Source organism: Kaistia sp. UC242_56, assembly GCF_044452255.1.
Lineage (GTDB): Bacteria > Pseudomonadota > Alphaproteobacteria > Rhizobiales > Kaistiaceae > Kaistia > Kaistia defluvii_A.
This window is the reverse complement of the sequence record NZ_JBIOAN010000002.1, coordinates 1492928-1519199: the sequence shown is the minus strand read 5'-3', so window position 1 is coordinate 1519199 and position 26272 is coordinate 1492928. Positions and strand designations below refer to the sequence as shown.

Here is a 26272-nt window from a genome sequence, read left to right as displayed (position 1 = left end):
GCCGAGCGGCCGCGGCGGCGCCGGTTTTCGCCCGCGGGCCAAGCGCGACGCCTTCGCCATTCGGCGCTGAATTCCGCGACTTTCCCGCATTGCAGCATCGCACTCATCAATCTGGGTGACGTCACCGCTCACAAAGATTTGCTGGACGGGGTGCGGGGTTCCTGCTCTCGGTGCAGTCCCCCAGCCATCCGGATCGCCGCATGTCTCCCCCAACCGATACCCACGCGACCGAAATCGCCCCGGCCGCCCACCCGCGCGCCAAGCCTTCCGAGGCGGCGATGACGCGGCTCGATTATTCGCTCTATGCGGTCACCGTGTTTGCCTGGAGCACGAGCTGGATCGCGCTCAAGCTGCAGCTCGGGGTCGTCGCGCCGCAGGTGGCGCTAACCTGGCGGTTCCTGCTCGCCTCGCTGGTGATGTTCGGCTGGGCGATCGTCCGCCGCCATCGCCTCGCCTTCCCGCTTGCCGACCATCTGCGCTTCATCGGGCTCGGCTTCTTCATCTTCTCGATGAATTTCCTGCAGTTCTATATCGGCGGCGCCAAGCTGGCCTCGGGCCTGCTCGCCGTCATCTTCTCGCTCGCCTCGGTCTTCAACATGCTGCTTGGCGCGATCTTCCTGCGCCAGTCGGTCGACCGGCGCGTGCTGCTCGGCGCCGCCTTCGGCTTCGGCGGCGTGGCGCTGATGTTCTGGCCGGAAATCGCCGGCACCGAGATCGACCACGACGCGGCCATCGGCCTGCTGCTCTGCGTCGGCGGCACGCTGTTCTTCTGCATCGGCAACATGATTTCAGCCTCGGCGCAGAAACGCGGCATTCCGGTCGTCTCGGCCAGCGCCTGGGGCATGGCCTATGGCGCGGCGATCCTGGCGATCACCGCCGCGATGCTCGGCAAGCCGTTCATCTTCGACCCGTCCTTCCAGTACATCGCCTCGCTGCTGTGGCTGGCGCTGCTGTCCTCGGTGGTCGCCTTCTTCGCCTATCTGACGCTGCTCGGCCGGATCGGCTCGGGCCGCGCCGGCTATTCGACGGTGCTGTTCCCCGTCTTCGCCCTGCTGATCTCGACCTTCGCGGAAGGCTATCACTGGACGGTCTTCGCCATTGCCGGCCTCGCCCTCGTCATGGTCGGCAACGTCATCGTGCTCGGCCGGCGCTGAGGAACGAGGAAACCCGGAAGGCCCAAGCCTTCCGGGTTTCGCAATCAGACCATCCGCATGCTCATGCCGCCATCGACCACCAGCGTCTCGCCGGTGATGAACTCGTTGGTCAGCAACTCGACGGCGGCGGTCGCCACCTGCTCGGGGGTGCCGAGGCGCTGCAGCGGGATGCGGTTGGCGAGGTTGTTGGCGCGCGCTTCCGGCGTCATCGCCTCGTGGAAGCGGGTTTCGATGATGCCGGGGCAGATCGTGTTGATGCGGATGCCTTCATGGCCATGGTCGCGGGCAAGCGCCCGGCCCATCTGCGGCAGCGCGCCCTTGACGGTCTGGTAGGCAATGGTCGCCGGACAACCGCGCAGGCCCGCCACCGACGAGATTAGGAGCATCGCCCCGCCCTGCTTGGCGAGCGACGCGTGCGCCGCGCGGAACAGGTGGAACGGCGCATGGACGTGCACGCGAAACGCGTTCTCCCAGGCTTCCGGCGTTACCGTCAACGCCGTGCCCGGCACGGCGCCGCCGGCCGAGGGAACGAGATAGTCGACCCGGCCAAAGCGGGCGAGCGCGGCATCGACGATCGCCGGCGCCGAAGCCGGATCGGCGGCATCGGCTGCGTGGAACAGCACGCCGGTGACGGCGCCGAGTTCGCGCATCAGCTTCTCCACCGGCTCGTCGCGATGGCGGCCGGAAAGGACGAGGTCGACGCCCCGCGAAGCAAGCGCCCGCGCGATCGCCGCGCCGATGCCGCGCGTCCCTCCGGTGATGATGGCAACGGGTCTCGCCGAATCGGTCATTCTGATTTTCCTCCCTGAAAGCATGTCCTCGGTGCTATCGGTGCACCGATTCAGGCGATCGGTCCACCGCCCGTCTCGGTTTTGCGAGGCAATGGCCCCTCCATTGCCGTTCCCCTGGCGCGCCGCTACTGTGCCGCGCCTCACTGCTTCGGAGTACTCATGGCCCGCGACGCTACCGATTCCACGATCGTCGAATCGCGCGACGAACTCGTCGACGTAATTGCCAGCGGCTCCAAGCCCAAAGCGCAGTGGCGGATTGGCACCGAGCACGAGAAATTCGGCTTCTACACCGATGACCTGACGCCCGTCCCCTATGAGGGTCCGCGCGGCATCGAGCGCATCCTCCGCCTGATGGAAGGTCTTCTCGGCTGGCAGCCGATCGTGGATCGCGGCCTGATCATCGGCCTGGTCGACCCCATCGGCGGCGGCGCCATCTCGCTGGAGCCCGGCGGCCAGTTCGAGCTTTCCGGCGCGCCGCTGGAGACGATCCACCAGACCTGCCGCGAACTGCACGCGCACCTGGCGCAGGTGCGCCAGTGCGCCGAGCCGCTCGGCATCGGTTTCATCGGCCTCGGCACCTCGCCGATCTGGTCGCTGGCCGAGACGCCGGTGATGCCGAAATCGCGCTACGAGATCATGGCCCGCTACATGCCGAAGGTCGGCACGCGCGGCCTCGACATGATGTTCCGCACCTCGACGGTGCAGGTGAATCTCGACTTCTCCGACGAAGCCGACATGGTCAAGAAGATGCGCGTCTCGCTGGCGCTGCAGCCGATCGCGACGGCGCTGTTCGCCAATTCGCCCTTCATCGACAACGCCGCCAACGGCCTGCTTTCGAACCGCGCCGAAATCTGGCGCGACACCGACAATCAGCGCTCCGGCCTGATCCCCTTCGCCTTCGAGGACGGCTTCGGCTTCGAGCGCTATGTCGACTGGGCGCTCGACGTGCCGATGTATTTCGTCAAGCGCGGCGACACCTATCACGACGTCGCCGGCCAGTCGTTCCGCGACCTGCTGAAGGGCGAGCTGCCGGGCCTGCCGGGCGAGATCGCGACGCTGTCGGACTGGAACAACCATCTCACCACGCTGTTCCCCGACGTGCGGCTCAAGAAGTACATCGAGATGCGCGGGGCCGATGCCGGTCCGTGGCGCCCGCTCACCGCGCTGCCGGCGCTCTGGGTCGGCCTGCTCTACGACCAGCCCTCGCTCGACGCGGCGTGGGAACTGGTCAAGGACTGGACGGTGGAGGAGCGGCAGGCCCTGCGCGACGGCGTGCCCCGCACCGCGCTTTCGACGCCGTTCCGCAATCACACGGTCCGCGATATCGCCCGCGAAATGGTGCAGATCGCCCGGCGCGGACTGACGGCGCGCGGCTATCTCAACAGCGACGGCCACGACGAGACGGTCTATCTGCAGCCGCTCGAGGAGATCGTCGCCAGCGGCCAGACCCTGGCCGAGCGGCTGCTCCACGAATGCCGGACGGAGTGGAACGGCGACATCAGCGAAGTCTTCCGCCGCCACGCCTACTAGTTGCGCATATTTGCCGATTGATCCTTCTCAAAGCGCGTGGTCGGAGTAGACTCTAGCTTCGCCAGGATCGAGAGAGCCAAGGGAGCGCATCATGGATATCAAGGACATCAGCGTCGTCGTCGATCTGGCCGGCGACCGGCCGGCCGCGCGCGCCGCGGCCGATCTCGCCAAGCGTCTCGGCGCCCATCTGACCGGCCTTTCGCTCGCCTATGACCCGATCGTGCCCGGCTATGCCGTGGCGCCCGTGCCGGCCGACTTCATGATCAGCGCGCGGAACCAGGCGATGAAGGAAGCGGAGACGGCGATCGACGCCTTCCACAAGATCGCCGCCGAAACCGGCATCGAGGGCGAGGCGCATCTGGTCGACGTCATGGCCGGCGGCGGCCTGGACGGCATCGTTCACGAAGTGCGCCTGGCCGATCTCGTCATTATCGGCGAGGACGACCCGGACCATCCCGAGCCGGTGCGCGAAGCGCTGATCGAGGCCGTGCTGTTCAATGCCGGAGCGCCGCTGCTGATCGTGCCGCGCAAGGGCAAGACGACGATCGACCCGAGCCGCATCATGATCGCCTGGGACGGGACGATCACCGCCGCGCGCGCCGTGCGCGCCTCCATGCCGTTCCTGAAAATGGCCAAGCATGTCGAAGTGGTGCTGGTCGACGACGGCAAGAAGCTGCCGACCGGCGAGCGGCTCTGCGGCCACCTGCTGCGCCACGGCGTGGAAAGCAGCATCCGCAAGGTGCCCAATCCCGGCAAGGACGTCGCCAAGGCCATTCGCCAGGCGGCGATCGACGCCGATGCCGGCATCATCATCATGGGCGCCTATGGCCATAGCCGGCTGCTGGAATGGATCCTCGGCGGCGCGACGCGCGGCATGCTGACCGGGCTGAGCCTGCCGGTCTTGATGACGCACTGATCGCGGCGATCGACACGAACGAGTTGACGCGGGCCGACCGCCGCGCCGAACATGCCCTTGGGGCGGCGGGAGCAAGATGATGAAAACCTTCTACGATCTGATGCTGGAGGCGCAGCAGGGCGCCTTTGCCGCGACCATGGCCAAGGAGTTCGGCCTCTCCCAGGACCAGCAATCCAAGGCCTTCGAGGCGATGATGCCGGCGTTCTGGCTCGGCATGCGGCGCACCTCCGCCGATCCGTTCGGCGTCGCCGCCTTCTGGCAGCAGGTCGGGGCCGGCCAGTTCCAGTCCTATTTCGACAATCCGCTGGCGGCGATGACGCCGCGCGCCCAGGCCGATGGCAACGGCATCGTCGAGCGCATGTTCGGCTCGCCGGAGGTCGCCAAGGCTGTGGCGCTGCAGGTCGAGGCATCCACCGGCATCGCGCATGACGTGATCCGGCGGATGATGCCGGTCATGGCCAACATGATGATGGGCGGGTTGCAGCGGCAGACCGAGAGCTACGACAACCCGTTCCTCGCCATGATGCGCGACATGACGGGCGGCGGCGCCAAGCCGAAGCCCGCGGCGCAGAAGCGGCCCGACCTCCCCTTCGTCACGCTGATGGAGAGCTTCCTCGGCAAGGAGAAGGAGCCCGAGCCGGAGCCCGGCCCGATGAGCAACGAGGAAGTGATCGACCGCCTGTTCGATGCCGGCAAGAGCATGCAGGACAATTATCGCAAGTCGATGGAGATGATCTTCGACCGCTTCGCGCCAGCGACAACGCCCCGCAAGGACTGACGCGACGGTTGCGCGGAAAAGAAAAGGGCCCGCCACGAAAGCGGCGGGCCAAGTGCGGAACCGCCAGGGGATCTAGGGGTTCCGGCTGCGGCGGTATCGCAGGGCCTGGGCGACGCGTGCGTCGCGATTCTCAGGCCTTGCGCTGATAGCGGGCGGACGAGCCGCGCAATTCCCGGGCATGGACGAGGCGGTCTTTCGCCTGCGCCTGGGTGGCATAGCGACGCTCCAGCGAGCGCATGGAGAGCTGGACCGATGCGTCCTCATCGGCACGCGTCGACAGGGCGGAATACACATCGCCATGCGTCAGTCCGATATCGCTCAGCATGCGGGCGTCCCAATCGAGAAGGCGCGCGACGGAGCGACGATTTTTCCAGATGCGAACGCGCGTCACAAGTGCCGTCGCGACCTGGGCGACGATCAGGACGATCGTGCGGCCACGCGACGGGCGAGCATGCGGAGTGAACGTTTCGAATGTGGTCATGTCAGCCTCCAACGGCAGGCGTGGCGAAGTCCTTCGAATGCTTCGAAGGGGTTGTCCGGCACGCGTCTCGGGTACGCTTTGAAGATGCCCCGTCCCGATTGATCATTCCAACGAATGTTTCTAATATCAGCCATCGGAATTGATGATGCTTGTCGTCGGGGCCTGGAAGCCTGTTTGCCCCGCGCCGACGTCCCGCTCCAGCGGAAACGGCGATGCTTCGTTCGCGGGCGAAGGATCGGCGAGACCGGCAGAGCGAAACGGCATCTGCAGTCAGCGAGGGTAGTGCCGTGGCATCGATGCTTGATCTCGACCAGTTGCGGACCTTCGTCGCGATCTCGGATTCCGGCAGCTTCACGCGCGCCGCGGAGACGGTTCACAAGACCCAGTCGGCCGTATCGATGCAGATGCGTCGTCTGGAGGAGCGGATCGGCAAGCCGATCTTCGGCCGCGACGGCCGCAGCGCCAAGCTGACGGAAGACGGCGAGCGCCTGCTCGGCTATGCCCGACGGATGGTGCGCCTGTCGGACGAGACGATGGCCGCCTTCGACGACGACGAACTCTCGGGCCGCGTCCGCCTGGGCACGCCGGACGATTATGCCGACCGCTTCCTGCCGGAGATCCTGGCCCGCTTCTCGCGCTCCAATCCGCGCGTCGAGGTGACGGTGGTGTGCGAGCCGACCGTGCAGCTGATCGAATGCCTGCGCGCCGGCGAGCTCGATCTCGGCATCATCACCAACATCAAGGGCACGCCGATGACCGAGGTGGTCCGGCAGGAGCCGCTGCTCTGGGTCGTCTCGAACCACCACCAGCTCGAACAGGACGACGTGCTGCCGCTGGCGCTGGGCCGCGACACCTGCTGCTGGCGCAAGACGGCGATCGAGGCGCTCGCCCAGACCGGGCGGCGCTATCGCATCCTCTATTCCAGCAACAACTCGACCGCGCTCGCCGCCGCCGTGCTGGCCGGGCTCGCCATATCGGTGCAGCCGGAATCGGCGCTGCGGCCGGGCATGCGCGTGCTCGGCGAGGCCGATGGCTTCCCCAAGCTCGCACCTTGCGAGATCGGGCTGATCCGCGCCTGGAACAAGCCGACCACGCCCATCGTCGACGCGCTGGCCGAACATATCGTGTCTTCGCTCGACAACCTTTCCATGCAGATCGCCGCCGAATAGCGGCCCCGGACAAGACCGATGCCGCCCAAGCTGGTGCCCGAACTGGAGGTTTCGAACCTCGACGACTCGCTTCGCTTCTATATCGGGCTGGCCGGCTTTCGCATCCTCTATGGCCGCCCGGAGGAAGGCTTCGTTTTCCTCGATCGCGACGGCGTGCATCTGATGCTGGAGGAAGCGGAAGGCCCCGGCCGCCGCTTTCACCGGGCGGCGCTGGAGCGTCCCTTCGGGCGCGGCGTCAATTTCCAGATCGAGGTCGAGGATGTCGACTCGCTCTGGGCGCGGATGCGCGACGCGGCGCCGATCACCCTGCCCTTCGAGGAACGCTGGTATCGGCGCGAAGACGAGGAACTCGGCCACCACCAGTTCGTCGCCGCCGACCCGGATGGCTATCTGCTGCGGTTCTTTACAAGCCTCGGCACGAGGCCGGCGGCGGGCTGAGGGTCCTTGGCGGGGGCTGGCTGGGATTCGCCTGCTACTGAAGCGATCTTCGCATAGCGCTCCCCTCTCAACATGCTGAGGAGGCCCGGAGGGCCGTCTCGAAGCACGCACAGGGGCAGCGGCCCAACAAGTCTGCCCTCAGGCTGTGCGTCCTTCGAGACGGCTTGCGTCGCAAGCCTCCTCAGGATGTTGGACGTCGAGACCTGCACGACGCTGACCTCCGTTCTGGAAGCGCTTCCCAAAGCTCGCTCCGAGCTATCCCACAGGGATGGGTAAAGAGGAGCGCGCCTGCCAGATCCAAGGCTGGATCACGCAAGCAAGCCCCTCACCCCACCCTCTCCCGCAAACGGGCGAGGGCTTTCAGGCTTTCGCCAAGCCCGGTCGTCGGAGATTGTCCGAAGTGCGCGCCCCCTCACCCACCTGCGACAGAGGCACAGGATGAGGGTCTTCCCTACCCCGCGAGAACCCGCGTCGCCGGGAAGGTCACGCGGATCAGCGTGCCCTGGCCGACCGCGCTGTCGATCTGGAAGGCCGCGCGGTTGGCCTCGACCAGCGCCTTGGTCAGCGGCAGGCCAAGGCCCGTGCCGTCGCTGCGATGCTTGGCCGAAGTCGCGATCTGGCGGAACGGCATCAATGCGGTCTCGACATCCTTCTCCGACATGCCGATGCCGGTATCGCGAATGCGCAGCGTCACCTCGCCCCGCTCCTCCAACGCCGTCGACACGATCACCTGGCCGCCGGCCAGCGTGAACTTGACGGCGTTCGAAACCAGGTTGAGCACGATCTGCCGGATCGAGCGCGGATCGGCGACGATGCTCGGCACCTGGCTCGACAGGCTGGTGCGAATGATGATGCGCTCGCGATTGGCCTGCGGCTGCATCATCGCGACACATTCCATGACGATCTCGTTCAAGGCCACGGCCTCGAAATTCAGGTCGAGCTTGCCGGCCTCGATCTTGGAGAGGTCGAGCAGGTCGTTGAGCAGGCTCATCAGATGCGCGCCAGAGACGTTGATGTCGCGCAGATATTCCTTGTAGCGCTCGGTGCCGATCGGGCCGAAGCGCTCCTCCATCATGACTTCCGAAAAGCCGATGATGGCGTTGAGCGGCGTGCGGATCTCGTGGCTGACCTTGGCGAGGAAGTCCGACTTCTGCATCGAGGCCGTCTCGGCCGCGCGACGGGCGTTGATCAGTTCTTCCTCGGCGTTCTTCCACTGCGTGATGTCGCGCAGCACGGCGCAGAATTTTCCGGTCTCGCCGAGCCGGCCCATGGTCATGAACAGCGGAATGAGCCCGCCCTGCGGCACGCGGCCGATGACCTCGCGGCCATCATTGAGCACGCTGGCGACGCCGTTCTGCGCCAGGCCTTCGAGATAATCGAGCGCCGATTTCCGGCTTTCCTCGGCCAGCAGATGCGTGAAGGGCAGGCCCGCGACATGGGCGGAATCGACCCCGAACAGCGCCTCGGCGCTGCGGTTGATGCGCACTATGCAGCCATCGGCATCAACGACGGCGACGCCATCCGTGGCGGTATCGAGAATTGCTTCCAGCTCGGCGATCTTCTGTCCGGCGGCGGCGAGATCCTCGACCAGCTGGCGATCCGGCGACGGCGCCCGGGCGACGGGGGTTTCCACACGCCCTGCAAGCGCCGGCTCCGGCGCCTGGAAGACTTCCACGACAGGTTCGGGCTCGGGCGCAGGCGCAATTTCGGCCGTCGGTAGCTCGGCGGCAAGCACGGCTGCGCTGTCGGGTTCGACAGCCGTTTCCGTCGACTCGATTTCCGGCGTCTCGGCGGCGACGTCCTGCGGGACAGCCGGCGCGGAGGCATGGGCCGAAGCCGACGTCTGGTTCGATTGGGTATCCGTCTGGGTGACGTCCACGGGCGCAACCGGCGCGTCTTCCCTCGGCTCCGGCACGACGGTCGCCTCGACCTCGGGCAAAGGGGCGCCCTGCCCCTTGGCTTCCTCGGCGGGCGGGGTTTCCGCCACCGGCTTGGCGGCGTCCTCGACCTTGGCGCCGAGCGCCACGGCAATCCGGCGGAAGGCATCCTGCTCGGGCATGCTCAGCCGCTCGGCATCGGCCGGCAGGGTTGCGGCGCGCGGCAGGCGCACGACATTGGACGGCTCGGCGGCGGGCGGCCGCGTCGGCAGAACCACGACCGGCCTCGGCGCCGCGACGGGCGGCTCGCGGCGCAGCTCGACCGGGCGGATGACGCCAAAGCCGCGATAGCCCTCAAAGGCCCGATCGCGCGAAAAGGCGGGCAGCGCGGCGAGGTCGACCGAAACACGCAGGTCCAGGCCATCGACGGGCCAGTTCAGGGTCGCGCCGCTCCAGGTATCGCGCCGGGCGATCAGGGCGGCAATGGTGCCTTGCGGGTCCAGCCCGCGCTCAGCCGCGACAACTGGCCAGGCGACGCCGACGATGGCGGCCGAACGCGGCCCGACGACCGCGGCGAACTCCGGCGAGACGAAGCTGAAGCGGCTTTCCGAATCCATCTGGAAGACGAAGCGGACGGGGGTGGACGGCGCCTCGAACCGGAAGCCGGGCTGTTCCTCGACCAGCGAGGCCCCGACGGCCTCGGCCGCGGCAGCCGGCTCGGGCTCGACAGGCGCAGCTTCCGGCACATCCGGCGTTGCAGGCGGCGCATCGGAAGGCGCAGCCTTTTCCGGCGCCATGTCGGTCGCGGCCGGAACGGGGGCCTCGACGGCGGGCGCTTCGCTAACCGCCTCGACGATATCCGCCATCGACTTCGGCGCGCGCTCGAGCGGCGGCGCGGCGCTTTCGACGTCCACGGACGGTTCGGTTTCCGCTTTCGGCTCTTCGACCGGGAGCGGAGCGGCAGCCTTTTCCGGCTCCGGCTCAGCCGCCGCAGGCGGTTCTTCCGGCGCGTCGACAGGCTCGGCCGGTGCCGTGGCGACTGCGACCGGCTCGAGAGCGGGAGGCTCCGCCCGAACGGGCTCGACGCCTTCGCTTGCAGCCTCTTGCTCCGGCGACGGCGCTGATGGCACAGCAGCCGGCTCCAGGCGAACCCGTTCCGCCGGGCCGACGACCAGGAGATGGAAACGACGATCGTCCTGCTCGAAGCGGGCGACACCGGCCGGACGGCTGACGTCGTCAATACGTAGCACACGCTTCAGCAGGCGCGCCTCGCCGCGATCGATGCCGGCGACCAGCGCCTCGATGGCGCTCTCCGCCGCCGTTAGGGCGTCGAGACCGCCGGAGGCGGCAACGACCTCGCCCGAGGCATCCAGAATGGCGACCAGGCAATCCTCGGCCGCCAGCGCATCGGCCAGGCGTTCGGCGCGCTCGCTCAGCGACGACGCCGGCCCGCGCGGCGCATCAAGGGCGATCAGTACGGCGCTGCTGTCGTCGGCCAGCGCGATACGCGTGCAACGGGCCGCCAGGCTCTGCAGCCGGCCGCCGGTCGCGAAACTGATGCGCTCCATGCGGGTCGCGCCCTTCGGCAGGGCGCGGGCAAAGCGGGCGATCTGGAGGGTGGAGGGGAAGGTCTCGGAGAAGCGGCGGTCCAGCAGCCGGTCGAGTTCGGCGACGCCGAAGAAATCGGCGCCGGCGGCATTCGCCCAGAGCACCCGTCTTCCATCCGGCGCCCAGACGAAGGTCGGGCGGGCAGACAGCAAGGCCGGTCCGACGGTCGGCAAGGCCGACAGGTCGAGATAGGCAAGATTGCGTGCACTCATGTAGCTGCCACTTTTCCCGCCATTCCGGCGTACTCACTCTCACGCCTGGCGCAGCCCCGTGATCGAACGGGCCGCCTGCTCATCGTCCCGCCGATGAACAATCTTCTCCTCAAGAGCGTCAGTCCTTGAAGACAAGCTAATATAGGGCCTGCCCTCCCCGGTCCACGCCGCGCCCGCCGCAACCCCTTATCTCTTCCATCCTTTGGTTAATGTGTTGCTTGCGCTTTCCATCAAAGGCGATCCATGCCGCAAGCATTGCCCGCAAGCTCGCCTTGCGTCGCCCCCAACAGGGACTATTGTTGTCTTGTCCTCAACATGGGAGATGGCGATGGCTGACAAGACGGCATTCGAAATTCCGGAGCAGATGCGGGCCCTTGCCGACAAGAGCGTCGACCAGGCCAAGAAGGCTTTCGACGATTTCATGGGCGCCACGGTGAAGGCGGTCGAGAAATCGGAAACATCGGCCAAGACCCTGCAGTCCGGCGCGCGCGACGTCAACCGCCAGGCGCTCGCTTTCCTGGAGGCCAATGTGGCCGCGTCCTTCGACTTCGCGCAGAAGCTGGTGCGCGCACGCAGCGTCGAGGAATTGAGCCAGATCCAGCAGGACTTCCTGAAGAAGCAGGTCGAGGCGGCGCAGAGCCAGGGCAAGGATATGGCTGACACCATCGGCAAGGCCGCCAGCGAGGTGCAGCAGCAGACCAAGAAATAGACCAGGAAATGGGCAGGATGGCGAGGAACGCGCCAGATTTCCCGTCCCCGTTGCCGTGCCTTTCGGCGGCTTGGGCGTGTCGCCCCTGCTAAGATCCTGAAATCACTTCGGAATTGTGCAATGCAACAAAATATTGCATTGCACAATGAATTGACGTAAGGTCGCGTCAAGTCGATCGGAGTTGCAATGGATCCGCAATCCTTGGATCCGGGACCAAGCTCCGCGACGGCGATTGAGCCCGAAGGAGACTTTCAGTCCATGTCCGATACCGCCACCGCCCCCAAGAGCGCCAAATCCGCTTCCAAGTCGAGCAAGGGTTTCGACGCCCCGTTTGAAGCGTTCAGCTTCGCGGTTCCCAATGTCGAGGTTCCCGCAGCCTTCCGCGAGATGGCCGACAAGGCTGTCGCCGGCTCTAAGGATGCCTATGCCAAGCTGAAGACGGCCGCCGAAGAGGCGAGCGAAGTGTTCGAGGACAGCTACGAGACCACCCGCAGCGGCTTCGTCGCCCTCGGCAACAAGTCGCTCGACAACGCCAAGACGCATTCGGACGCCACCTATGCGTTCGCCCGTGCCTTCATGGGCGTCAAGTCGTTCGCCGAAGCGGTCGAGCTCCAGGCCGCCTTTGCCCGCCAGCAGTTCGAGACGCTGACGGCGCAGACCCGCGACATGCAGGAATTCGCGCAGAAGTTCGCGACCGACGCGTCGCGCCCGGTCAAGCAGGGCGTCGAAAAGGCGCTGAAGGGCTTCCAGCCCAGCTGATGACAGCTGGATCGGCCCCTTGCCGATCGCGGAATTCCGCCAAATATGACGAACGGCCCGATCGATTTTCGGGCCGTTTCTCTGTCGGCTCAAAGCTTCTGCGGATAAGTCGGATTCCGTGCTTGTAACCGGCGAACTTTGATTCTAGGTTCCGCTCGCTTTTGGCAGGCAGTTGTAGCTCAGTTGGTTAGAGCGTCGGATTGTGGCTCCGAAGGTCGGCGGTTCGAGCCCGCCCAACTGTACCAAAGCATTCTCCTGAAAATTCAATGACTTGACTATGGCGCAGGCCCCGTGAAACGGGCCGGCCATGTCGCGTCATGTTATGGAGATGAGCGCTCGCTGGGATCTTATGGTCGGCGCAGGCGCGGTCTCACAAACGCTCCAGACGCGTCCCGCCGACGATCCCTGCCGCCCTCCATATCACCCCACCGCCTTAGCGAGGCTATCGTGAATGTTGCGGGTTCACGCCTTTTTCCGCCATCAGCCTGACAAGCCACTCGACGAAGACCCTGACCTTGTTGCTCAGATGCCGGTTTGGCGGATAGACGACATAGAGCGGGATCGGTTCGATATGCCAGTCCGGCAGCACCGCAAGGAGCCGCCCGCTGGCAATCTCGTCCGCCACCATGCAGCGAGGAAGCTGGCCCGCGCCGAGGCCGGCAAGAACCGCTGCCGTGTAACTGCGTGCGTCGTTGACGGACAAGGCGTAGCGCGGGTTGATCTCGACGCGCTCGCCACCCCTTTCGAACTGGAACGACATGCTCCGATTGCCGGGCGGCATGAAGTAGCCGACGCATTGATGGTCCGTTTCAAACTGCGAGGGATGCTTCGGCATCCCGCGCCTCTCCACGTAGCCGGCAGAGGCGCCAAATGTCAGGTCGACCTGGCCCACGCGGCGCGCGATCAGGGACTGATCGGCAGGCTGGCCGCCCCGCAAGGCGACATCGACATTTTCGGCGAGATAGTCGACATTCCGGTCGCCGACCCCCAGATCGATATGGATGTCCGGAAACGCCCGGTGGAAATCATCAAGCGCAGGAATGACGATCCAGTCCGCGAAGATGCTGGCCATCTCCACCCGCAGGCGTCCCGTCGGGGTCGAGTAGGACTGGGACAGACTGCCGTCGAGTTCGTCCACTTCGGAAATGATCCGCAGGGCCCGCTCGTAATAGAGCGCACCGTCCGTCGTGACCATCACCCGCCGCGTCGTCCGATTGAGCAGCTTCGTCTGCAGGTGCGCCTCGAGATTCTGGACGAGGTTGGTCATCGACGCTTTCGACAGGCCGAGGGCTTCGGAAGCCTTGGTGAAATTGCCGGTATCGACGACACGGATGAAGGCGCGCATGGCCAATAGCTGATCCATATCAGAACCTGCGCCTCCGGATTGCGGGTCATTGTTCGAAATCTCGAATAGAGTAGTCGGATTTGGCGCCCTTATTCAAGGCGTTGAATAATGCTAAATTTTTGAAATGACGGGAGCTGCGAACCCTGCGGCCTCAACATCCAGAGTGAAAAGCGTGATCGCCGTCCAAGTGAGAAATGTGGAGTTGGAACAGCTGGCGGGAGGCTGTGTGTCTGCGCAGATCTATCAGGGCGCAGAACCCGTCCGATGCCCGCCCGTCCTCCTGTATTTTCATGGCGGCGCATTCATGCGTACGGGTCTGGAAGAGTGCCCGCTCGCCCGGTGCTTTGCGGCGACCGGCGCAATCGTCGTGGTGCCGGACTACAATGCGCCTTTCGGCGGCGTGTTTCCCAAACCCATGGAAGTCGGCTTTTCGATCTTCTCCGCCCTTGCGAAGAAGTGCGCCGGATTTGGCGAGCGAAAGTCGCTGCTGATCGTCGGCGGCGAGGAGTCGGGCGCCAACATCGCCGCTGCCGTCGCGCTGAAGGCACGCGACAACTTTGCCGGCGAACTGGATGGCCAGGTGCTCGCATCGCCGCTGCTGGATCCTTTCATGGGCTCGCCGTCGTTTCGCAATTCCGACGATATCGGGATGCGCCAACGCTGGGAAAATGGGTGGGCCCATTATCTGAGCGGCGGGATCTGTCATCCCTACGCTGCCCCCTCCATCTGTTCGCGCCTTCGTGACGTGGCGCCGGCACTCGTGCTGGCGTCGGACGACGATCCCTTGCTGGATGAAGCGAAAGACTATGCCCGGCATCTGACGGATGCGGGGGTTCCCGTACACCAGCACATTCTTCCTGCCGGGACCGGCTGGCCATCCATCTATGGTGGCGACACGGGCCAGGCATCGTCATGGCAGGATCCAGTAGGCAGCCATTTTTTGAGTTTCACCCGCGAACTCGGCACCCGGTATGCGCGGCTTGAAACCTAGTTGACCATCGCCGGCATCCACACGCCGTAAGGAAAAGACAATGACACCGACTATCAAGCGCTGGGCCCTTGCGGGCACCGGTCTGGGCCTTGCTGCGTCCGTTTTGTCCGCCGCCATGGTCCTGGATCTTCCCCTGAGCAGCCATGCAGCGGCATCGGACGCGGTTCTGCAATCCCCGGCAGTGCCCGTTACCGTCACCGTGATCGAGGCTCGTGACGTGAACCGGTGGCAGGAATTCTCGGGTCGCCTCGAGGCCGTCAACCGCATCCAGATTCGCTCTCGCGTCGCGGGCGCCATCCAGTCCGTCGACTTCCGGGAAGGCTCGCTCGTAAACGCCGGCGACCTCCTTTTCACGGTCGATCCGGGCCCGTATCAGGCTGCCGTCGCCCAGGCAGAAGGCCAGGTCGCGTCGGCCGCTGCCAAATTGAAGCTCGCAGAAATCGAGTTGGAGCGAGGACGGCGGCTGTCGCAGACCCAGGTCATATCGCAAAGTACCCTGGACCAGCGCCAGAACGCCCTGGCCGAAGCGCGGGCAGCGCAACAGACGGCCCAGGCCGTCCTGCAGTCGGCGCAATTGGAACTCGACTATACGAAGCTATATGCGCCGGTCACCGGTCGGATCGGCAAGGTCGAGATCACCGCCGGCAATCTGGTCGCCGCCGGTTCCGCCTCGCCTGCGCTGACGACGCTGGTCTCGATCGATCCGATCTATGCGAGCTTTGACGTCGCCGAGGAGATGGCGGCACAGATCCTCGCCAAGCTTCCGTCATCGGGCGCCGCCCATTCGCCGCTCGAAGACATACCCGTCGAGATCCAGTCGCCGACGGCAGATGGCGCGCCCCTTCACGGAAAGCTGCAGTTCATCGGTAATCAGGTCGATGGGACCAGCGGCACCATCGGGGTCCGCGCGGTCTTCTCCAATCCTGGTGGCAAGCTGATTCCGGGCCAGTTCGTTCGGATCCGTGTCGGCGAACCCAAGGCCGAAAAGCGGATCCTGGTCAGCGAACGCGCGATCGGCACGGACCAGGACAAGAAGTTCGTCTTCGTCGTCGATGCGGAAAACAAGGTGATCTACCGGCCCGTCCAGCTCGGTGAGAGCGCGGATGGCGAGCGTATTGTCGAAAGCGGCCTGGCCGCGGGTGACCGGGTGGTCGTCAACGGTTTGCAGCGGGTTCGTCCCGGCGCCCTTGTGGCCCCGAAGGTCGATGAAGCGGTCGCCGTCCTGAAATAGAGGCCACAGCGGAGGGCCTCTAAGCTCCGCAAAAACCTCAGATTCTTCTAATCGGCCTGCGGAGCGATCCGGGGACTAGGACGATTCAGGCAAATTTCGTCCCAGAGTAGGACTTGGAAATGAATATATCGCGGTTCTTCATCGATCGCCCCGTGTTTGCCGGCGTGCTGTCCGTTCTCATCGTCGTCGCAGGCCTGATCGGCATGCGGTCGCTGCCGATCTCCGAATATCCGGAGGTCGTTCCGCCTTCGATCGTCGTGCGGGCGACCTATCCGGGCGCCAATCCCGTCGTCGTCGCTGAAACCGTGGCAACGCCTCTCGAGGAGCAGATCAACGGCGTCGAGGACATGCTGTACATGAACAGCCAGGCGACCTCCGACGGCGTGCTGACCCTCACCGTCACCTTCAAGCTCGGCACGGATCCCGACAAGGCGCAGCAGCTGGTGCAGAATCGCGTCTCGCAGGCGGAGCCCCGCCTGCCGGCCGAGGTCCGCGCCCTGGGCGTCACGACCATCAAGAGTTCGCCCGACTTCATCATGGTGGTGAACCTGGTTTCCGACTCGGACCGCTACGACATCACCTATCTGCGAAACTACGCGACCTTGAACATCAAGGACCGCCTGGCTCGCACGGAGGGCGTCGGCCAGGTCCAGATTTTCGGCGCCGGCGACTACGCCATGCGCGTCTGGATCGATCCGGAAAAGGCCGCGCGACACAGCCTTGCCGCGAGCGACATCACCAATGCCATCCGCCAGCAGAACATCCAGGCGGCCGCCGGCACGATCGGCGCTTCGCCCGCACCGTCGACCGCGGACCTGCAGTTGAACGTCAACGCACGCGGCCGCCTCGGCACGCCCGAGGAGTTTGGCGAGATCATCGTCCGGACAGGCGCGAACGGCGAGATAACGCGGCTTCGCGATGTGGCCCGCGTCGAAATGGGCGCGGCCGACTATACGCTGCGCTCGCTGCTCGATGGCCAGCCGGCCGTGGCCATAGCGGTGCTGCAGGCGCCAGGCTCGAATGCCATCGAGATCGCCGACCAGATCTATTCCACGATGGATGAGCTGCAACGCGCCATGCCGGAAGGGGTCCGGTACGAGATCGTCTATGACACGACCCAGTTCGTGCGCGCCTCCATCGACAAGGTCATCGATACGCTGCTCGAGGCCATCGCGCTCGTCGTTCTGGTCGTCATCCTCTTCCTGCAGTCCTGGCGCGCGTCGATCATTCCCCTGATCGCGGTTCCCGTATCGATCATCGGCACCTTCGCCGTGATGTATGTGTTCGGATTCTCCATCAACGCGCTGACGCTATTTGGCTTGGTGCTGGCCATCGGCATCGTCGTCGACGATGCCATCGTCGTGGTCGAGAATGTCGAGCGCAACATCGAGATGGGGCTCAGCCCCCGGGAGGCGACCTATCGCGCCATGCGCGAAGTGTCCGGACCGATCGTCGCCATTGCGCTGGTGCTGGTGGCCGTCTTCGTTCCCCTGGCGTTCATCAGCGGACTCTCCGGCCAGTTCTACCGCCAGTTCGCGCTGACGATCGCGATCTCGACGGTGATTTCCGCCATCAACTCGCTCACCCTGTCGCCCGCGCTGGCAGCCCTTCTGCTGCGGGACCATCACGCGCCGAAGGACCGCCTGACCCGCGCCATGGATTTTGCCTTTGGCTGGTTCTTCCGCGGCTTCAACCGGATGTTCAGCTCCGCGTCCGCCGGTTACGGCAAGGGCGTGGGCGGCCTCATGACGCGCAAGGGCATCGTGATGGCTATCTATCTGGCCCTCGGCGGCGCGACCTATCTGGTGTTCAACAGCGTACCCGGCGGGTTCGTGCCGGCCCAGGACAAGCAGTATCTGATCGGTTTCGCGCAGCTCCCGGACGGCGCCTCGCTCGACCGCACCGAGACTGTCATCAAGCGGATGAGCGCCATCGCTCTGGAACAGCCGGGCGTCGCCCACGCGATCGCTTTCCCGGGCCTGTCGATCAACGGCTTCACGATCGGCTCGAACTCCGGCATCGTCTTCGCGATCCTTGACGATTTCGAGAAGCGCAAGTCGCCTGAGCTCTCCAGCGGCGCCATCGCCATGCAGCTGAACGGCAAGTTTGCGGGGATCCAGGACGCCTTCATCGCCATGTTCCCGCCGCCGCCGGTCAACGGTCTTGGTTCGACGGGCGGCTTCAAGCTGCAGATCGAGGATCGCGCCGGCCTTGGCTACCAGGCACTCGACACGGCCACCAAGGACTTCCTGGCCAAGGCCAGCCAGGCGCCGGAACTGGCCGGCTTGTTCTCCAGCTTCCAGATCAACGTGCCCCAGCTCTTCGCCGATATCGACCGGCCGAAAGCCCAGCAGCTTGGCGTCGCGGTCACAGACGTCTTTGACACGCTGCAGATCTATCTGGGGTCGCTCTACGTCAATGATTTCAACGCCTTTGGCAGGACCTACAGTGTCCGTGTCCAGGCCGACGCTGCCTATCGGGCCGTACCGGAAGACATTGGCCGGCTCCATGTCCGCTCGCAATCGGGCGAGATGATCCCCCTGGCCGCTCTGCTCAAGGTCGAAAGCGCCAATGGCCCGGAACGGACGACCCGATACAATGGCTTCCTGGCCGCCGATATCAATGGAGGGCCGGCGCCTGGATTTTCGTCAGGCCAAGCGGAAGCGGCCATCGAGAAGATCGCAGCCGAGACCTTGCCGGCGGGCATCGACTTCGAATGGACGGACCTGACGTATCAGCAGATCATCGCCGGCAATTCGAGCTTCATCGTCTTCGCGCTCGCCCTGCTGCTGGTCTATCTGGTGTTGGCGGCTCAATATGAGAGCCTGACCCTGCCGGTCGCCATCATCCTGATCGTGCCGATGGGCGTGCTGGCGGCTCTGACGGGCGTCTGGCTGATCGGGGGCGACAACAACATCTTCACCCAGATCGGCCTCATGGTCCTGGTGGGCCTGTCCGCCAAGAACGCGATCCTGATCGTCGAGTTCGCCCGCGAACTGGAGTTTGAAGGTCGTAACCCGGTTCAGGCGGCCATCGAGGCCAGCCGCCAGCGCCTTCGGCCCATCCTGATGACCTCGATGGCCTTCATCATGGGCGTGGTTCCCCTGGTTGTTTCCGTCGGCGCGGGTGCGGAAATGCGCTCGGCCATGGGTGTCGCCGTCTTCTCCGGCATGATCGGCGTCACCTTCTTCGGCATATTCATGACGCCCGTTTTCTATGTCCTGATGCGCCGGGTGGCGGGCAACCGCCCGCTCGTCCAGCACCATCTGGACGTGGAAGGCGGGGAAGTGAAGCTCAGCGCGGCCAGGAGCGCCGAAGCAGCCTCGACAAGAACCTCGTGATTCCAAAAGGCTGCTCAGGCAGTCCCTCGAGAACACCACGCATCGCGAGCCGAGAGCTGTGATAGCCCCCGGCTGCACGGATAGGCGCTTGCGAAAAAGTCTTTCGCAGCTCGGGGAGCAACGATCCGGCGGGGCGGGCCGTTGAGGCTCCAGCAGGAGGAGCGATCGGGATCCCGCCGAGAATCCAAACCCGGGCCCCGTGCCGGCAGGACGATCGAGATCCCGTCCCGACACGCTTCCTCCTTTGCCGTTCGGCCGCGAGATCGCGGATTTTCACAAGGATGGAATCATGTCGATTGCTCGCACCCTCGTCGTCGCTCTCGGGACCGCGCTGGTCACCCTGAGCCTTTCCCCCGCCAACGCGCAAAGCGATGCGGCGCCGCCCAAGGCCGAGGAGTTCATCTCCCGCGCGGCGGTGTCCGGCCTCTATGAAATTGATGCCAGCCAGATCGCGCTCGAGAAGGCGCAGAATGCGCAGCTGAAGTCCTTCGCGACGGCCATGATCGCGGACCACACCAAGGCCGGCGAAGAACTGAAGAAGGTCGCGGGCGACCTGCCCGTTCCGACCACGCTCGACAGCACGCACCAGGCCCTGATCGACAAGCTGAATGCGGCGAAGCCGGGCGAATTCGACAGGCTCTACTGGGAGCAGCAGTCGGCGGCGCACAAGGACGCGGTGTCGCTGTTCACGCTCTATTCGATCAAGGGCGGCAATGGCGCCGAAAACGGCTTCGCCGCCAAGACCCTTCCGACGCTGCAGCATCACCAGGAAATGTTGGGCGCGCTGGAGCCCAAGATCAGCAACTGAGGCCATCGCAGGCGGAACCGCGAGCCGGTTCGCGGGTTCGCTCTGGACAAGACAAGGGAGAGTTGGATGAGTGCGAAGCTGTTTCTGATGGCATTGGGTCTGGGACTGGTCGGGCTGGGGGTTTCCCAGGCCAAGGCGCCGCAGCGGGACGCGCCGCACAAGGGGCACGACCGGGACCGTTCGCGCAACCGGTCGGCGATCGCTGACGGGACGGAGACGGAGGACGGCGCCGCTGAGGCCCCTTCCCTGCTCACCGAGGCGTTCGTCCGCGATGCGACCATGGCCGAGATCTACGACGTGCAGGCCGCGCGCATCGCCCTCAACAAGGGACAGAACGCGGAGCTCCGTGCCTTCGCGGCCCAGGTGATCAAGGACCATAACGACGCGGCCGGCGCGTTGAAGGACGCGACCGGCGGCCTCCCGGAACCCAAGGCACTGGACCGGGAGCATCAGGGGCTGATCGACCGGCTCAACGAGATCTCCGAGCATGATTTCGACGCGCTCTATCTCGAGCAGCAGGCGAAGGGCCAGGAAGCGGCGGAGGCGGCTTTTGTAAAATTCTCCGGCGAAGCGCCGAACGAGGCATTGCGCGCCTTCGCCGACAAGCTGCTGACCGCCATCCGCCATCGACAGGACGCCGTCCGCGCCCTGATGCCGTAAGAGGGGCAATCCGGCTACGGCTCGCGTCGCGAGGGGTGGCCTGCCCTGTCAGGCGGGAAATCCACGACTTGACTGCCGGTAACTTGGCTTCCCGGCAGTCGCCTCAGCGAAGGCGTCCGTTTCGCCGGCGCGAGCCCTTGGATCCCAAGCGAGGAGATCGATTCATGCCCGACGAATCCAGCCATGATTTCGGAACCGAGCCCAACAAGGCGCTTCCATCGGAGGTGATTGCCGCGATCGATCGCGGCGTCACGCCCCTGCTGGCCGTCCGGGAGTGGAAAGGCTACAGCATCGAGGATCTCGCCCGCATCGCGGGCGTCGAGGAGCAGGCCATCCGCAGCGCGGAAGATGGCGGGGAGCTCTCGCTGCAGACGCGCGTGGCGCTGGCGAAGTCGCTTGGCGTCGACGCCGATGTGCTGGCGCACAGCGGGATCTAAGTCCGTTGTCCGTCCAGCTGCCGCCGCCTCGCGCTGACAGCGAGCGGCAGCTTCGGCGGTGCCGCCGTACTCTTCCCCCGAACGAAACCTGCCTGCCCCTCCAGCGATGGACTGAGGGGCAGGCACGTGTTTAAGCGGACCGATCAGGGCTTCAGCACGACCTTGATGCAGCCATCCTTGCGGTCGCGGAACTTGGCGTACAGGTCCGGACCATCCTCGAGCGAGCCACGATCAGTGATGACGAAGGAGGGATCGATCTCGCCCTTCTCGATCCTGCCGAGCAGTTCCGGCAAATAGCGCTGGACCGGGGTCTGCGCCATGCGGAAGGTCAGGCCGCGATTGATCGCGGAGCCCATCGGGATGCCGTCGAGCTTGCCGCCATAGACGCCGACAATCGAAACCGTACCAAAGTTCCGGCAGCACATGATGGCTTCGCGCAGGACATGCGGGCGGTCGGTGCCGAGATAGGTGGCGACCTTGATGCGGTCGACGACGGCGTCCAGGCCGCTGCTGGCATCAGGCTCGGTGCCGACTGCGTCGATGCAGGCATCCGCGCCGCGTCCGCCCGTGAGTTCCTGGATGCGCTCATAGACATCGCGCTCCTTGAAATCCAGCGTGATCGCCCCGGCCGCACGGGCCAGTTCCAGCCGTTCCGGCACCGTATCGATCGCGATCACCCGCCCTGCCCCGAGCAGGAACGCGCTGCGGATCGCCATCTGGCCCACCGGACCGCAGCCCCAGATGGCGATCGTGTCCCCGCCCTGGATGTTGCAGAAATCGGCGGCCATGTAGCCGGTCGGAAAAATGTCGGAGAGGAACAGCGCCTGTTCGTCCGTCAGGGAATCCGGCACCTTGATCGGGCCGACATCGGCATAAGGAATTCGCAGATACTCGGCCTGCCCGCCGCTATAGCCGCCCAGCATGTGGGAATAACCGAACAGGCCGCCCGGCGAATGGCCCCACATCTTTTCCGCCGTCTCGCGGTTGGGGTTGCTTCGTTCGCAGCCGGAGAACATTCCCCGCTTGCAGAAGAAGCACTCGCCGCAGGAGATGGTGAAGGGAACGACCACCCGGTCGCCGATCTTCAGCTTCTGGTTTCCGCGACCGACCGCGACCACCTCGCCCATCGTCTCGTGGCCCAACACGTCGCCCGATTTCATCTCGGGGATGACGCCGTTGAAGATGTGAAGGTCGGATCCGCAGATGGCGCAGGCCGTGACCTTGATGATCGCGTCCCGGTCGTGCTCGATTGTCGGATCGGGCACCGTCTCGCAACGGATATCGCTTTTGCCGTGCCAGGTAAGAGCTTTCATGGGATGTCTCCGGACTGAGAGGCCCGCCAAGGCGCGGCCCCGGTGTGGCCTGGTGCTGGCCACTCTTGCTGTGTATTCCGCGCGAGCGACGCTCGTGAATGCTGGTGGGACGACCCGAGGATCGACCAGATCTTTGCTGCACGGAGCGTATAAACGGCGGCCGCAGATCGCTCGCCGCCTATGCTAGGAATAGTCTTCCAGACGCGGCTCGATCTTGAGATTGACGACGTCGCAGCGCTCGGAGCGGGTCAGGATGAACTGCACCGCCTCGGCGATCTCTTCTGCCTCCAACATCTCGTGCTTCTGGATCTTCTCGCGTTGTTCTTCCGGTGAGGACTCCTGCATGTCGCTGGAGACCGAACCCGGCTGGATGCAGCTCACACGGATGTTCTTCTCGGCGAGCTCTTTTCGCAGCGTCTCCGCGAAAGCCTGGTTGCCGGCCTTGGTGGTCGCGTAGATGCTCTCGCCGGGCGATTTGAGATCCGCGCTGATCGAGCCGATCATCACGATCTGGCCGGCGCCCTGCTTCTTCATGCGGTCGATCGCCGCCTTCGAAGCGGCGATGTAGCCGACCAGATTGGTCTCGATCACATAGCGCCATTCGTCATCCGACGCCTCGTCGAGCGGTTCAGACGCGATGCCGGCATTGGCGACGAGGACGTCCAGTCCGCCCAGCTTGCTGTCGACCTCGGAGAAGACCCGGGCCAGATCCTCCTTTGAGGTGACGTCGGCCACGGTTCCAAACACCTTGCCGCGTCCGCCTTCCGCCAGGCGAATGACCTCGGCCAATGGCTTCTCGTCCCGGCCGAAGGTCAGCACATGGGCGCCTTCGGCTACCAGGAGAATGACTGTCGCGCGCCCGATGCCGGTGGTCCCACCGGTTACGAGGATGCGTTTTCCTTCGAGGGACGTACGCTCCTTCAGCATCAGCTTCTCCTTTTCAGTTCCCAGCTCAACACCAGGTGGGCATTGGCCGGTACTTCAAACTGAACTCGGTCTTTGTGGATCGCGACGGGTTCGACGGGGGCTCCGGCGATGGTTCGCAGGTTGAACTCGGGCAGCCGCCTGCGCTTGAGGCGGAGGCAATGGAGCGTGGCCCGGCCGCGACCATCGCCGGTCAGCTGCAGGGCGATCGCGTTGCCGCCCTGGTGTTCGAGCGAGACGATGAAGTGATCGCATTGCAGGCGGAACGGCGCGTCCTGGATGTGACGGAAGGCGCGACTGGCGAAGATCCAGGCCGCGCCCGCGCCATAGACTTCCTGGCCGACCTGTCCCGCGGGCTGGCCATCGGGATAAAGATCTTCGAGCGGAAACGACAATTTCCGGTCGATATGGCCGTTGCGCTGCTTGGTGGCGAGCACCTGCTTCGGCAGCGCATCGGGATAGTAATACCAGGCGCGGTCGAGCGCATATTTGCAGTATTCGCTGACCAGCAGGCGAACCGCGGGGTCCATGTCGGGACCGCCATCCTGAAGATAGCGTTCGAACGCGGCAAACGACTCGAAACACTCGTAGATGGCCATGTAGGGCGCATCCTGGAGACAGGTGACGCCCAGGAAATTCTTGTAGAGGGCGGCGTTGTCGATCTCGGATTCCCAGATCTCGCAATTGTGGAAGAAGCTCGCGAGATAGACATAGCTCTGCTGCAGGTAGCGCTCGTCGCTGGTGATGCGCCACAGCCGCATGCAGGCGGCCGCCCCCCAGGCGGTTAGATTGGCCTGGTAGTTCAGGTTGAAGCGCAGTCCCATGGCCGCTTCGATCGCCGTCTTGGCCTCATCGAGAAATCGCTCTTCCGCCGTCAGCTGGTAGGCGACCAGCATAAGCTGCGCGTAGAGACCGCCAACGTCGGTCTGGCCTCGGCCGTCCGATGGCGCCACGGCGGTGACGATCGAGAAGTCGCGGATATCGTACTGGATCGGCCAGCGATATTTGAAATGACGCGCGGCCTTGATGCCGAAATCGATCGATTTCAGAAGCAGGCTGCGTGCCTCTTCGTCACCGTCCAGGGCCAGGTAGGCCAGGTTGAGCAGCGGGTGGTAGAGGTACCAGGAATCAACCGCATTGGCGTCCTTGTCGTCGCCCACATCCGGCAGATAGCGGCGGATGCTTTTGAGCTTCGGATCGTAGAACCTGGCGAGCCCCTTCTGAAACAAGGCTTCCAGCGTATCGGCCTCACCGCGCCAGACACCGTAATTGTGCATGGCCGTGAGCAGCGACATCTGCACCATGCTGTCGGGGTACTCATCGTCCGTGTAGGGGCGGGCATAGATGGCGCCGAACTTCTTCTGGGTTGCCTTCGGCGAGGTGGCGAGGTCCTTCAGCGTGCGCTCCGCGCGATCCACCCAGTCATGGTATTCGGCGACGGGCAGCTCCAGCGCGGTATAGGCCGCCGCCAGCATCTGCAGGAAATGGCGGGCCGAATCCGTCTCGTTCGGCTTGTAGCATTGCTTGATCACGAGGATGGCGTCGGAGAGCACGACCGCCGCGCCGGGAAGCAGCGAATGGATCTCGCCGTCCTTCGATTTCGTCGGCGGCAGGTAGCCCAGTTCCGGCCATTCGCCGCCGACCGCGCCATCCGGCTTGGTCTGCGTCGTACGATAATAATCGTTCAGCGCCGTCAGATTTTGAAAGTACAGCACGCTTCCGAAATCCGGCTCCGCCATGCGGAAATAGACCAGCCCGCTGTTCAGGCCGCGCTGGGCCGCCTCGACCTCGCCGACCACGCCGAGTGGGTCCAAGGTCTCGTCGAAGGGATAGACGTCACGCGGCGCGAAGGGAATCGACAACGGGGCGATGGGTGTCAGCGTGTGGGTGATGCGAACCCGTTGCAGCCCGATATCGACCTTGTGCATCAGAACGAGATGCTCGCCGAGCGGGCTCGTCGCAGAAAGGCGCAGCGCCTCATCCGGCCCAGGCTCGATGAGTTTGCAGGTGAAGCCGCCACCGGGAATGAAGGCCGCGCGGATCGCCATGCCGCCGGCCCCCTTGCGACGGAACAGGACCCAGATGGAATCCCGGCCCTGCACGACGTTCAAGGCGACATCCCCTAAGGAAACCTTGGCAAGAGAGACCAATGATCCCGAGATCAGCTCGTCCCGAACGCCGAGGACATAGGAACTGACATTCTGCTCGGAAGTAACGTCTCCAAGGGACTTGAGCATTGGACTCTCCAGATTGACGCATGCCGGCGACTGTTTTCATGCGGCATGCTCTCAACCCCTCAGCGCCCATTTAGTTCGAGGTAGAATCAATCCATTCAAGACTGTGAACGCCGGGAACGATATCGGAAGACAAACCGTTCGAACGCCCGCAGACGGGACATCGTTTCGCCGACGTGGAACCTATTTCCATAAGACTTTCGACGGATCCCAGGCAGGGCCGCCAAGTACTGGCGCCTGCAAGCGGATCCCGATCCGGCCGCAGCCAGCTCAGCCACCCTCCTCCGGGCGATCGATCGCCTTGCGGCCGTCGGTGTCGGCCTTGGCCGGTTCGCTCTTGTCGATTTCCTTCCGCCCCAGTTCGCTGATCACGCCTCGCTCACGCGGCGGCGCCTGGCCACGATCGATCGCCTTGCGACCCGGTTGAGGATCCGATTGCTTGTCGATGTCCTTGCGCCCCAGATCGATATCGGTGCCGCTATCCTTGGCAATGCTCATTTCCCGCTCCTCTGTCCGACTTCCCATTTGCCGTCGCTGCGCAACCACTCCGCACTGTCCCTCCAATG

At 64.8% G+C, this 26272-nt stretch carries 22 protein-coding genes and 1 tRNA gene; 15 read left to right on the top strand and 8 right to left on the bottom strand.

Annotated features, from left to right (window positions below; translation table 11 throughout):
• Positions 1-200 precede the first annotated feature (200 nt).
• Positions 201-1154 carry a DMT family transporter gene (locus ACHMWQ_RS09795; RefSeq protein WP_396307321.1) on the top strand — a complete coding sequence of 318 codons (954 nt, stop codon included), beginning with the start codon at positions 201-203 and terminating at the stop codon, positions 1152-1154.
• Positions 1155-1198: 44 nt separating this feature from the next.
• On the opposite strand, the gene ACHMWQ_RS09790 is transcribed toward ACHMWQ_RS09795, so the two are convergent.
• Positions 1199-1945, bottom strand: a complete 747-nt coding sequence (locus ACHMWQ_RS09790; protein WP_354552692.1) for an SDR family oxidoreductase — start codon at positions 1943-1945, stop codon at positions 1199-1201.
• Between the two features lie 159 nt (positions 1946-2104).
• On the opposite strand from ACHMWQ_RS09790, the gene ACHMWQ_RS09785 reads away from it, so the two are divergent.
• From ACHMWQ_RS09785 to ACHMWQ_RS09775, 3 genes are all read left to right on the top strand, one after another.
• The gene (locus tag ACHMWQ_RS09785) at positions 2105-3475 is read left to right on the top strand and encodes a glutamate--cysteine ligase (RefSeq protein ID WP_396307320.1); all 1371 of its coding nucleotides are present in this window, start codon (positions 2105-2107) and stop codon (positions 3473-3475) included.
• A gap of 91 nt (positions 3476-3566) precedes the next feature.
• Entirely contained in the window at positions 3567-4391 is an 825-nt protein-coding gene (locus ACHMWQ_RS09780; RefSeq protein WP_396307319.1) for a universal stress protein, read from the top strand.
• Between the two features lie 79 nt (positions 4392-4470).
• On the top strand, positions 4471-5169 hold the full coding sequence (locus ACHMWQ_RS09775) for a DUF937 domain-containing protein (protein ID WP_396307318.1): 699 nt from the start codon (positions 4471-4473) through the stop codon (positions 5167-5169).
• A gap of 130 nt (positions 5170-5299) precedes the next feature.
• Here ACHMWQ_RS09775 and ACHMWQ_RS09770 read toward each other — a convergent pair whose 3' ends face one another.
• On the bottom strand, positions 5300-5650 hold the full coding sequence (locus ACHMWQ_RS09770) for a DUF1127 domain-containing protein (protein ID WP_354552686.1): 351 nt from the start codon (positions 5648-5650) through the stop codon (positions 5300-5302).
• A 296-nt stretch (positions 5651-5946) separates the two neighbouring features.
• On the opposite strand from ACHMWQ_RS09770, the gene ACHMWQ_RS09765 reads away from it, so the two are divergent.
• Positions 5947-6819: a LysR substrate-binding domain-containing protein gene (locus tag ACHMWQ_RS09765; protein ID WP_396309422.1), complete on the top strand. Its 873-nt coding sequence runs from the start codon at positions 5947-5949 to the stop codon at positions 6817-6819.
• An 18-nt stretch (positions 6820-6837) separates the two neighbouring features.
• Positions 6838-7257, top strand: a complete 420-nt coding sequence (locus tag ACHMWQ_RS09760) for a bleomycin resistance protein (protein WP_396307317.1) — start codon at positions 6838-6840, stop codon at positions 7255-7257.
• Between the two features lie 451 nt (positions 7258-7708).
• Here the strand turns inward: ACHMWQ_RS09760 and ACHMWQ_RS09755 are convergent, their stop codons facing one another.
• A complete protein-coding gene (locus ACHMWQ_RS09755) occupies positions 7709-10954 on the bottom strand; it encodes an ATP-binding protein (RefSeq protein ID WP_396307316.1) in 3246 nt (1081 codons plus the stop codon).
• Positions 10955-11282: 328 nt separating this feature from the next.
• On the opposite strand from ACHMWQ_RS09755, the gene ACHMWQ_RS09750 reads away from it, so the two are divergent.
• The 3 genes from ACHMWQ_RS09750 to ACHMWQ_RS09740 all read left to right on the top strand — a co-directional run bounded on the left by ACHMWQ_RS09750 (position 11283) and on the right by ACHMWQ_RS09740 (position 12667).
• Positions 11283-11663: a phasin gene (locus tag ACHMWQ_RS09750; RefSeq protein ID WP_354552681.1), complete on the top strand. Its 381-nt coding sequence runs from the start codon at positions 11283-11285 to the stop codon at positions 11661-11663.
• Positions 11664-11921: 258 nt separating this feature from the next.
• Complete coding sequence (locus ACHMWQ_RS09745) at positions 11922-12422, top strand: phasin family protein (RefSeq protein ID WP_396307315.1); 501 nt, start codon at positions 11922-11924, stop codon at positions 12420-12422.
• Between the two features lie 168 nt (positions 12423-12590).
• Positions 12591-12667: transfer RNA gene (locus ACHMWQ_RS09740), tRNA-His, on the top strand.
• A gap of 197 nt (positions 12668-12864) precedes the next feature.
• Here ACHMWQ_RS09740 and ACHMWQ_RS09735 read toward each other — a convergent pair.
• Positions 12865-13785, bottom strand: a complete 921-nt coding sequence (locus ACHMWQ_RS09735) for a LysR family transcriptional regulator (RefSeq protein ID WP_396307314.1) — start codon at positions 13783-13785, stop codon at positions 12865-12867.
• Between the two features lie 157 nt (positions 13786-13942).
• On the opposite strand from ACHMWQ_RS09735, the gene ACHMWQ_RS09730 reads away from it, so the two are divergent.
• The 6 genes from ACHMWQ_RS09730 (at position 13943) to ACHMWQ_RS09705 (ending at position 21235) form a co-directional block, all read left to right on the top strand.
• Positions 13943-14758: an alpha/beta hydrolase fold domain-containing protein gene (locus ACHMWQ_RS09730; protein ID WP_396309421.1), complete on the top strand. Its 816-nt coding sequence runs from the start codon at positions 13943-13945 to the stop codon at positions 14756-14758.
• Between the two features lie 40 nt (positions 14759-14798).
• Positions 14799-15989 (top strand): efflux RND transporter periplasmic adaptor subunit, encoded by a 1191-nt coding sequence (locus ACHMWQ_RS09725; RefSeq protein ID WP_396307313.1) that lies wholly within the window; start codon positions 14799-14801, stop codon positions 15987-15989.
• Between the two features lie 119 nt (positions 15990-16108).
• Positions 16109-19330, top strand: coding sequence for an efflux RND transporter permease subunit (locus ACHMWQ_RS09720; protein WP_396307312.1), 3222 nt, complete (start codon positions 16109-16111; stop codon positions 19328-19330).
• 289 nt (positions 19331-19619) lie between these two features.
• Positions 19620-20138 (top strand): DUF4142 domain-containing protein, encoded by a 519-nt coding sequence (locus tag ACHMWQ_RS09715; RefSeq protein ID WP_396307311.1) that lies wholly within the window; start codon positions 19620-19622, stop codon positions 20136-20138.
• 66 nt (positions 20139-20204) lie between these two features.
• Positions 20205-20798 (top strand): DUF4142 domain-containing protein, encoded by a 594-nt coding sequence (locus tag ACHMWQ_RS09710; RefSeq protein WP_396307310.1) that lies wholly within the window; start codon positions 20205-20207, stop codon positions 20796-20798.
• A 164-nt stretch (positions 20799-20962) separates the two neighbouring features.
• Entirely contained in the window at positions 20963-21235 is a 273-nt protein-coding gene (locus ACHMWQ_RS09705) for a helix-turn-helix transcriptional regulator (protein WP_396307309.1), read from the top strand.
• A gap of 143 nt (positions 21236-21378) precedes the next feature.
• Here ACHMWQ_RS09705 and ACHMWQ_RS09700 read toward each other — a convergent pair whose 3' ends face one another.
• From ACHMWQ_RS09700 to ACHMWQ_RS09685, 4 genes are all read right to left on the bottom strand, one after another.
• Positions 21379-22548, bottom strand: coding sequence for a zinc-dependent alcohol dehydrogenase (locus ACHMWQ_RS09700; RefSeq protein ID WP_354552652.1), 1170 nt, complete (start codon positions 22546-22548; stop codon positions 21379-21381).
• 183 nt (positions 22549-22731) lie between these two features.
• Positions 22732-23475: an SDR family oxidoreductase gene (locus ACHMWQ_RS09695; protein WP_396307308.1), complete on the bottom strand. Its 744-nt coding sequence runs from the start codon at positions 23473-23475 to the stop codon at positions 22732-22734.
• Complete coding sequence (locus ACHMWQ_RS09690; RefSeq protein WP_396307307.1) at positions 23475-25709, bottom strand: hypothetical protein; 2235 nt, start codon at positions 25707-25709, stop codon at positions 23475-23477. Before ACHMWQ_RS09690 ends, ACHMWQ_RS09695 begins: the two co-directional genes overlap by 1 nt.
• A gap of 267 nt (positions 25710-25976) precedes the next feature.
• Positions 25977-26204 (bottom strand): hypothetical protein, encoded by a 228-nt coding sequence (locus ACHMWQ_RS09685; protein WP_396307306.1) that lies wholly within the window; start codon positions 26202-26204, stop codon positions 25977-25979.
• Between the last annotated feature and the right edge of the window lie 68 nt (positions 26205-26272).

Bases quoted from the DNA above. Each gene is read 5' to 3' on its own strand.
- ACHMWQ_RS09750 (WP_354552681.1), top strand. From the start codon at position 11,283: ATGGCTGACAAGACGGCATTCGAAATTCCGGAGCAGATGCGGGCCCTT.
- ACHMWQ_RS09690 (WP_396307307.1), bottom strand. From the start codon at position 25,709: ATGCTCAAGTCCCTTGGAGACGTTACTTCCGAGCAGAATGTCAGTTCC.
- ACHMWQ_RS09790 (WP_354552692.1), bottom strand. From the start codon at position 1,945: ATGACCGATTCGGCGAGACCCGTTGCCATCATCACCGGAGGGACGCGC.
- ACHMWQ_RS09695 (WP_396307308.1), bottom strand. From the start codon at position 23,475: ATGCTGAAGGAGCGTACGTCCCTCGAAGGAAAACGCATCCTCGTAACC.
- ACHMWQ_RS09775 (WP_396307318.1), top strand. From the start codon at position 4,471: ATGAAAACCTTCTACGATCTGATGCTGGAGGCGCAGCAGGGCGCCTTT.
- ACHMWQ_RS09795 (WP_396307321.1), top strand. From the start codon at position 201: ATGTCTCCCCCAACCGATACCCACGCGACCGAAATCGCCCCGGCCGCC.
- ACHMWQ_RS09770 (WP_354552686.1), bottom strand. From the start codon at position 5,650: ATGACCACATTCGAAACGTTCACTCCGCATGCTCGCCCGTCGCGTGGC.
- ACHMWQ_RS09710 (WP_396307310.1), top strand. From the start codon at position 20,205: ATGAGTGCGAAGCTGTTTCTGATGGCATTGGGTCTGGGACTGGTCGGG.
- ACHMWQ_RS09715 (WP_396307311.1), top strand. From the start codon at position 19,620: ATGTCGATTGCTCGCACCCTCGTCGTCGCTCTCGGGACCGCGCTGGTC.
- ACHMWQ_RS09735 (WP_396307314.1), bottom strand. From the start codon at position 13,785: ATGGATCAGCTATTGGCCATGCGCGCCTTCATCCGTGTCGTCGATACC.
- ACHMWQ_RS09720 (WP_396307312.1), top strand. From the start codon at position 16,109: ATGAATATATCGCGGTTCTTCATCGATCGCCCCGTGTTTGCCGGCGTG.
- ACHMWQ_RS09685 (WP_396307306.1), bottom strand. From the start codon at position 26,204: ATGAGCATTGCCAAGGATAGCGGCACCGATATCGATCTGGGGCGCAAG.
- ACHMWQ_RS09785 (WP_396307320.1), top strand. From the start codon at position 2,105: ATGGCCCGCGACGCTACCGATTCCACGATCGTCGAATCGCGCGACGAA.
- ACHMWQ_RS09745 (WP_396307315.1), top strand. From the start codon at position 11,922: ATGTCCGATACCGCCACCGCCCCCAAGAGCGCCAAATCCGCTTCCAAG.
- ACHMWQ_RS09755 (WP_396307316.1), bottom strand. From the start codon at position 10,954: ATGAGTGCACGCAATCTTGCCTATCTCGACCTGTCGGCCTTGCCGACC.
- ACHMWQ_RS09760 (WP_396307317.1), top strand. From the start codon at position 6,838: ATGCCGCCCAAGCTGGTGCCCGAACTGGAGGTTTCGAACCTCGACGAC.
- ACHMWQ_RS09700 (WP_354552652.1), bottom strand. From the start codon at position 22,548: ATGAAAGCTCTTACCTGGCACGGCAAAAGCGATATCCGTTGCGAGACG.
- ACHMWQ_RS09705 (WP_396307309.1), top strand. From the start codon at position 20,963: ATGCCCGACGAATCCAGCCATGATTTCGGAACCGAGCCCAACAAGGCG.
- ACHMWQ_RS09725 (WP_396307313.1), top strand. From the start codon at position 14,799: ATGACACCGACTATCAAGCGCTGGGCCCTTGCGGGCACCGGTCTGGGC.
- ACHMWQ_RS09780 (WP_396307319.1), top strand. From the start codon at position 3,567: ATGGATATCAAGGACATCAGCGTCGTCGTCGATCTGGCCGGCGACCGG.
- ACHMWQ_RS09765 (WP_396309422.1), top strand. From the start codon at position 5,947: ATGCTTGATCTCGACCAGTTGCGGACCTTCGTCGCGATCTCGGATTCC.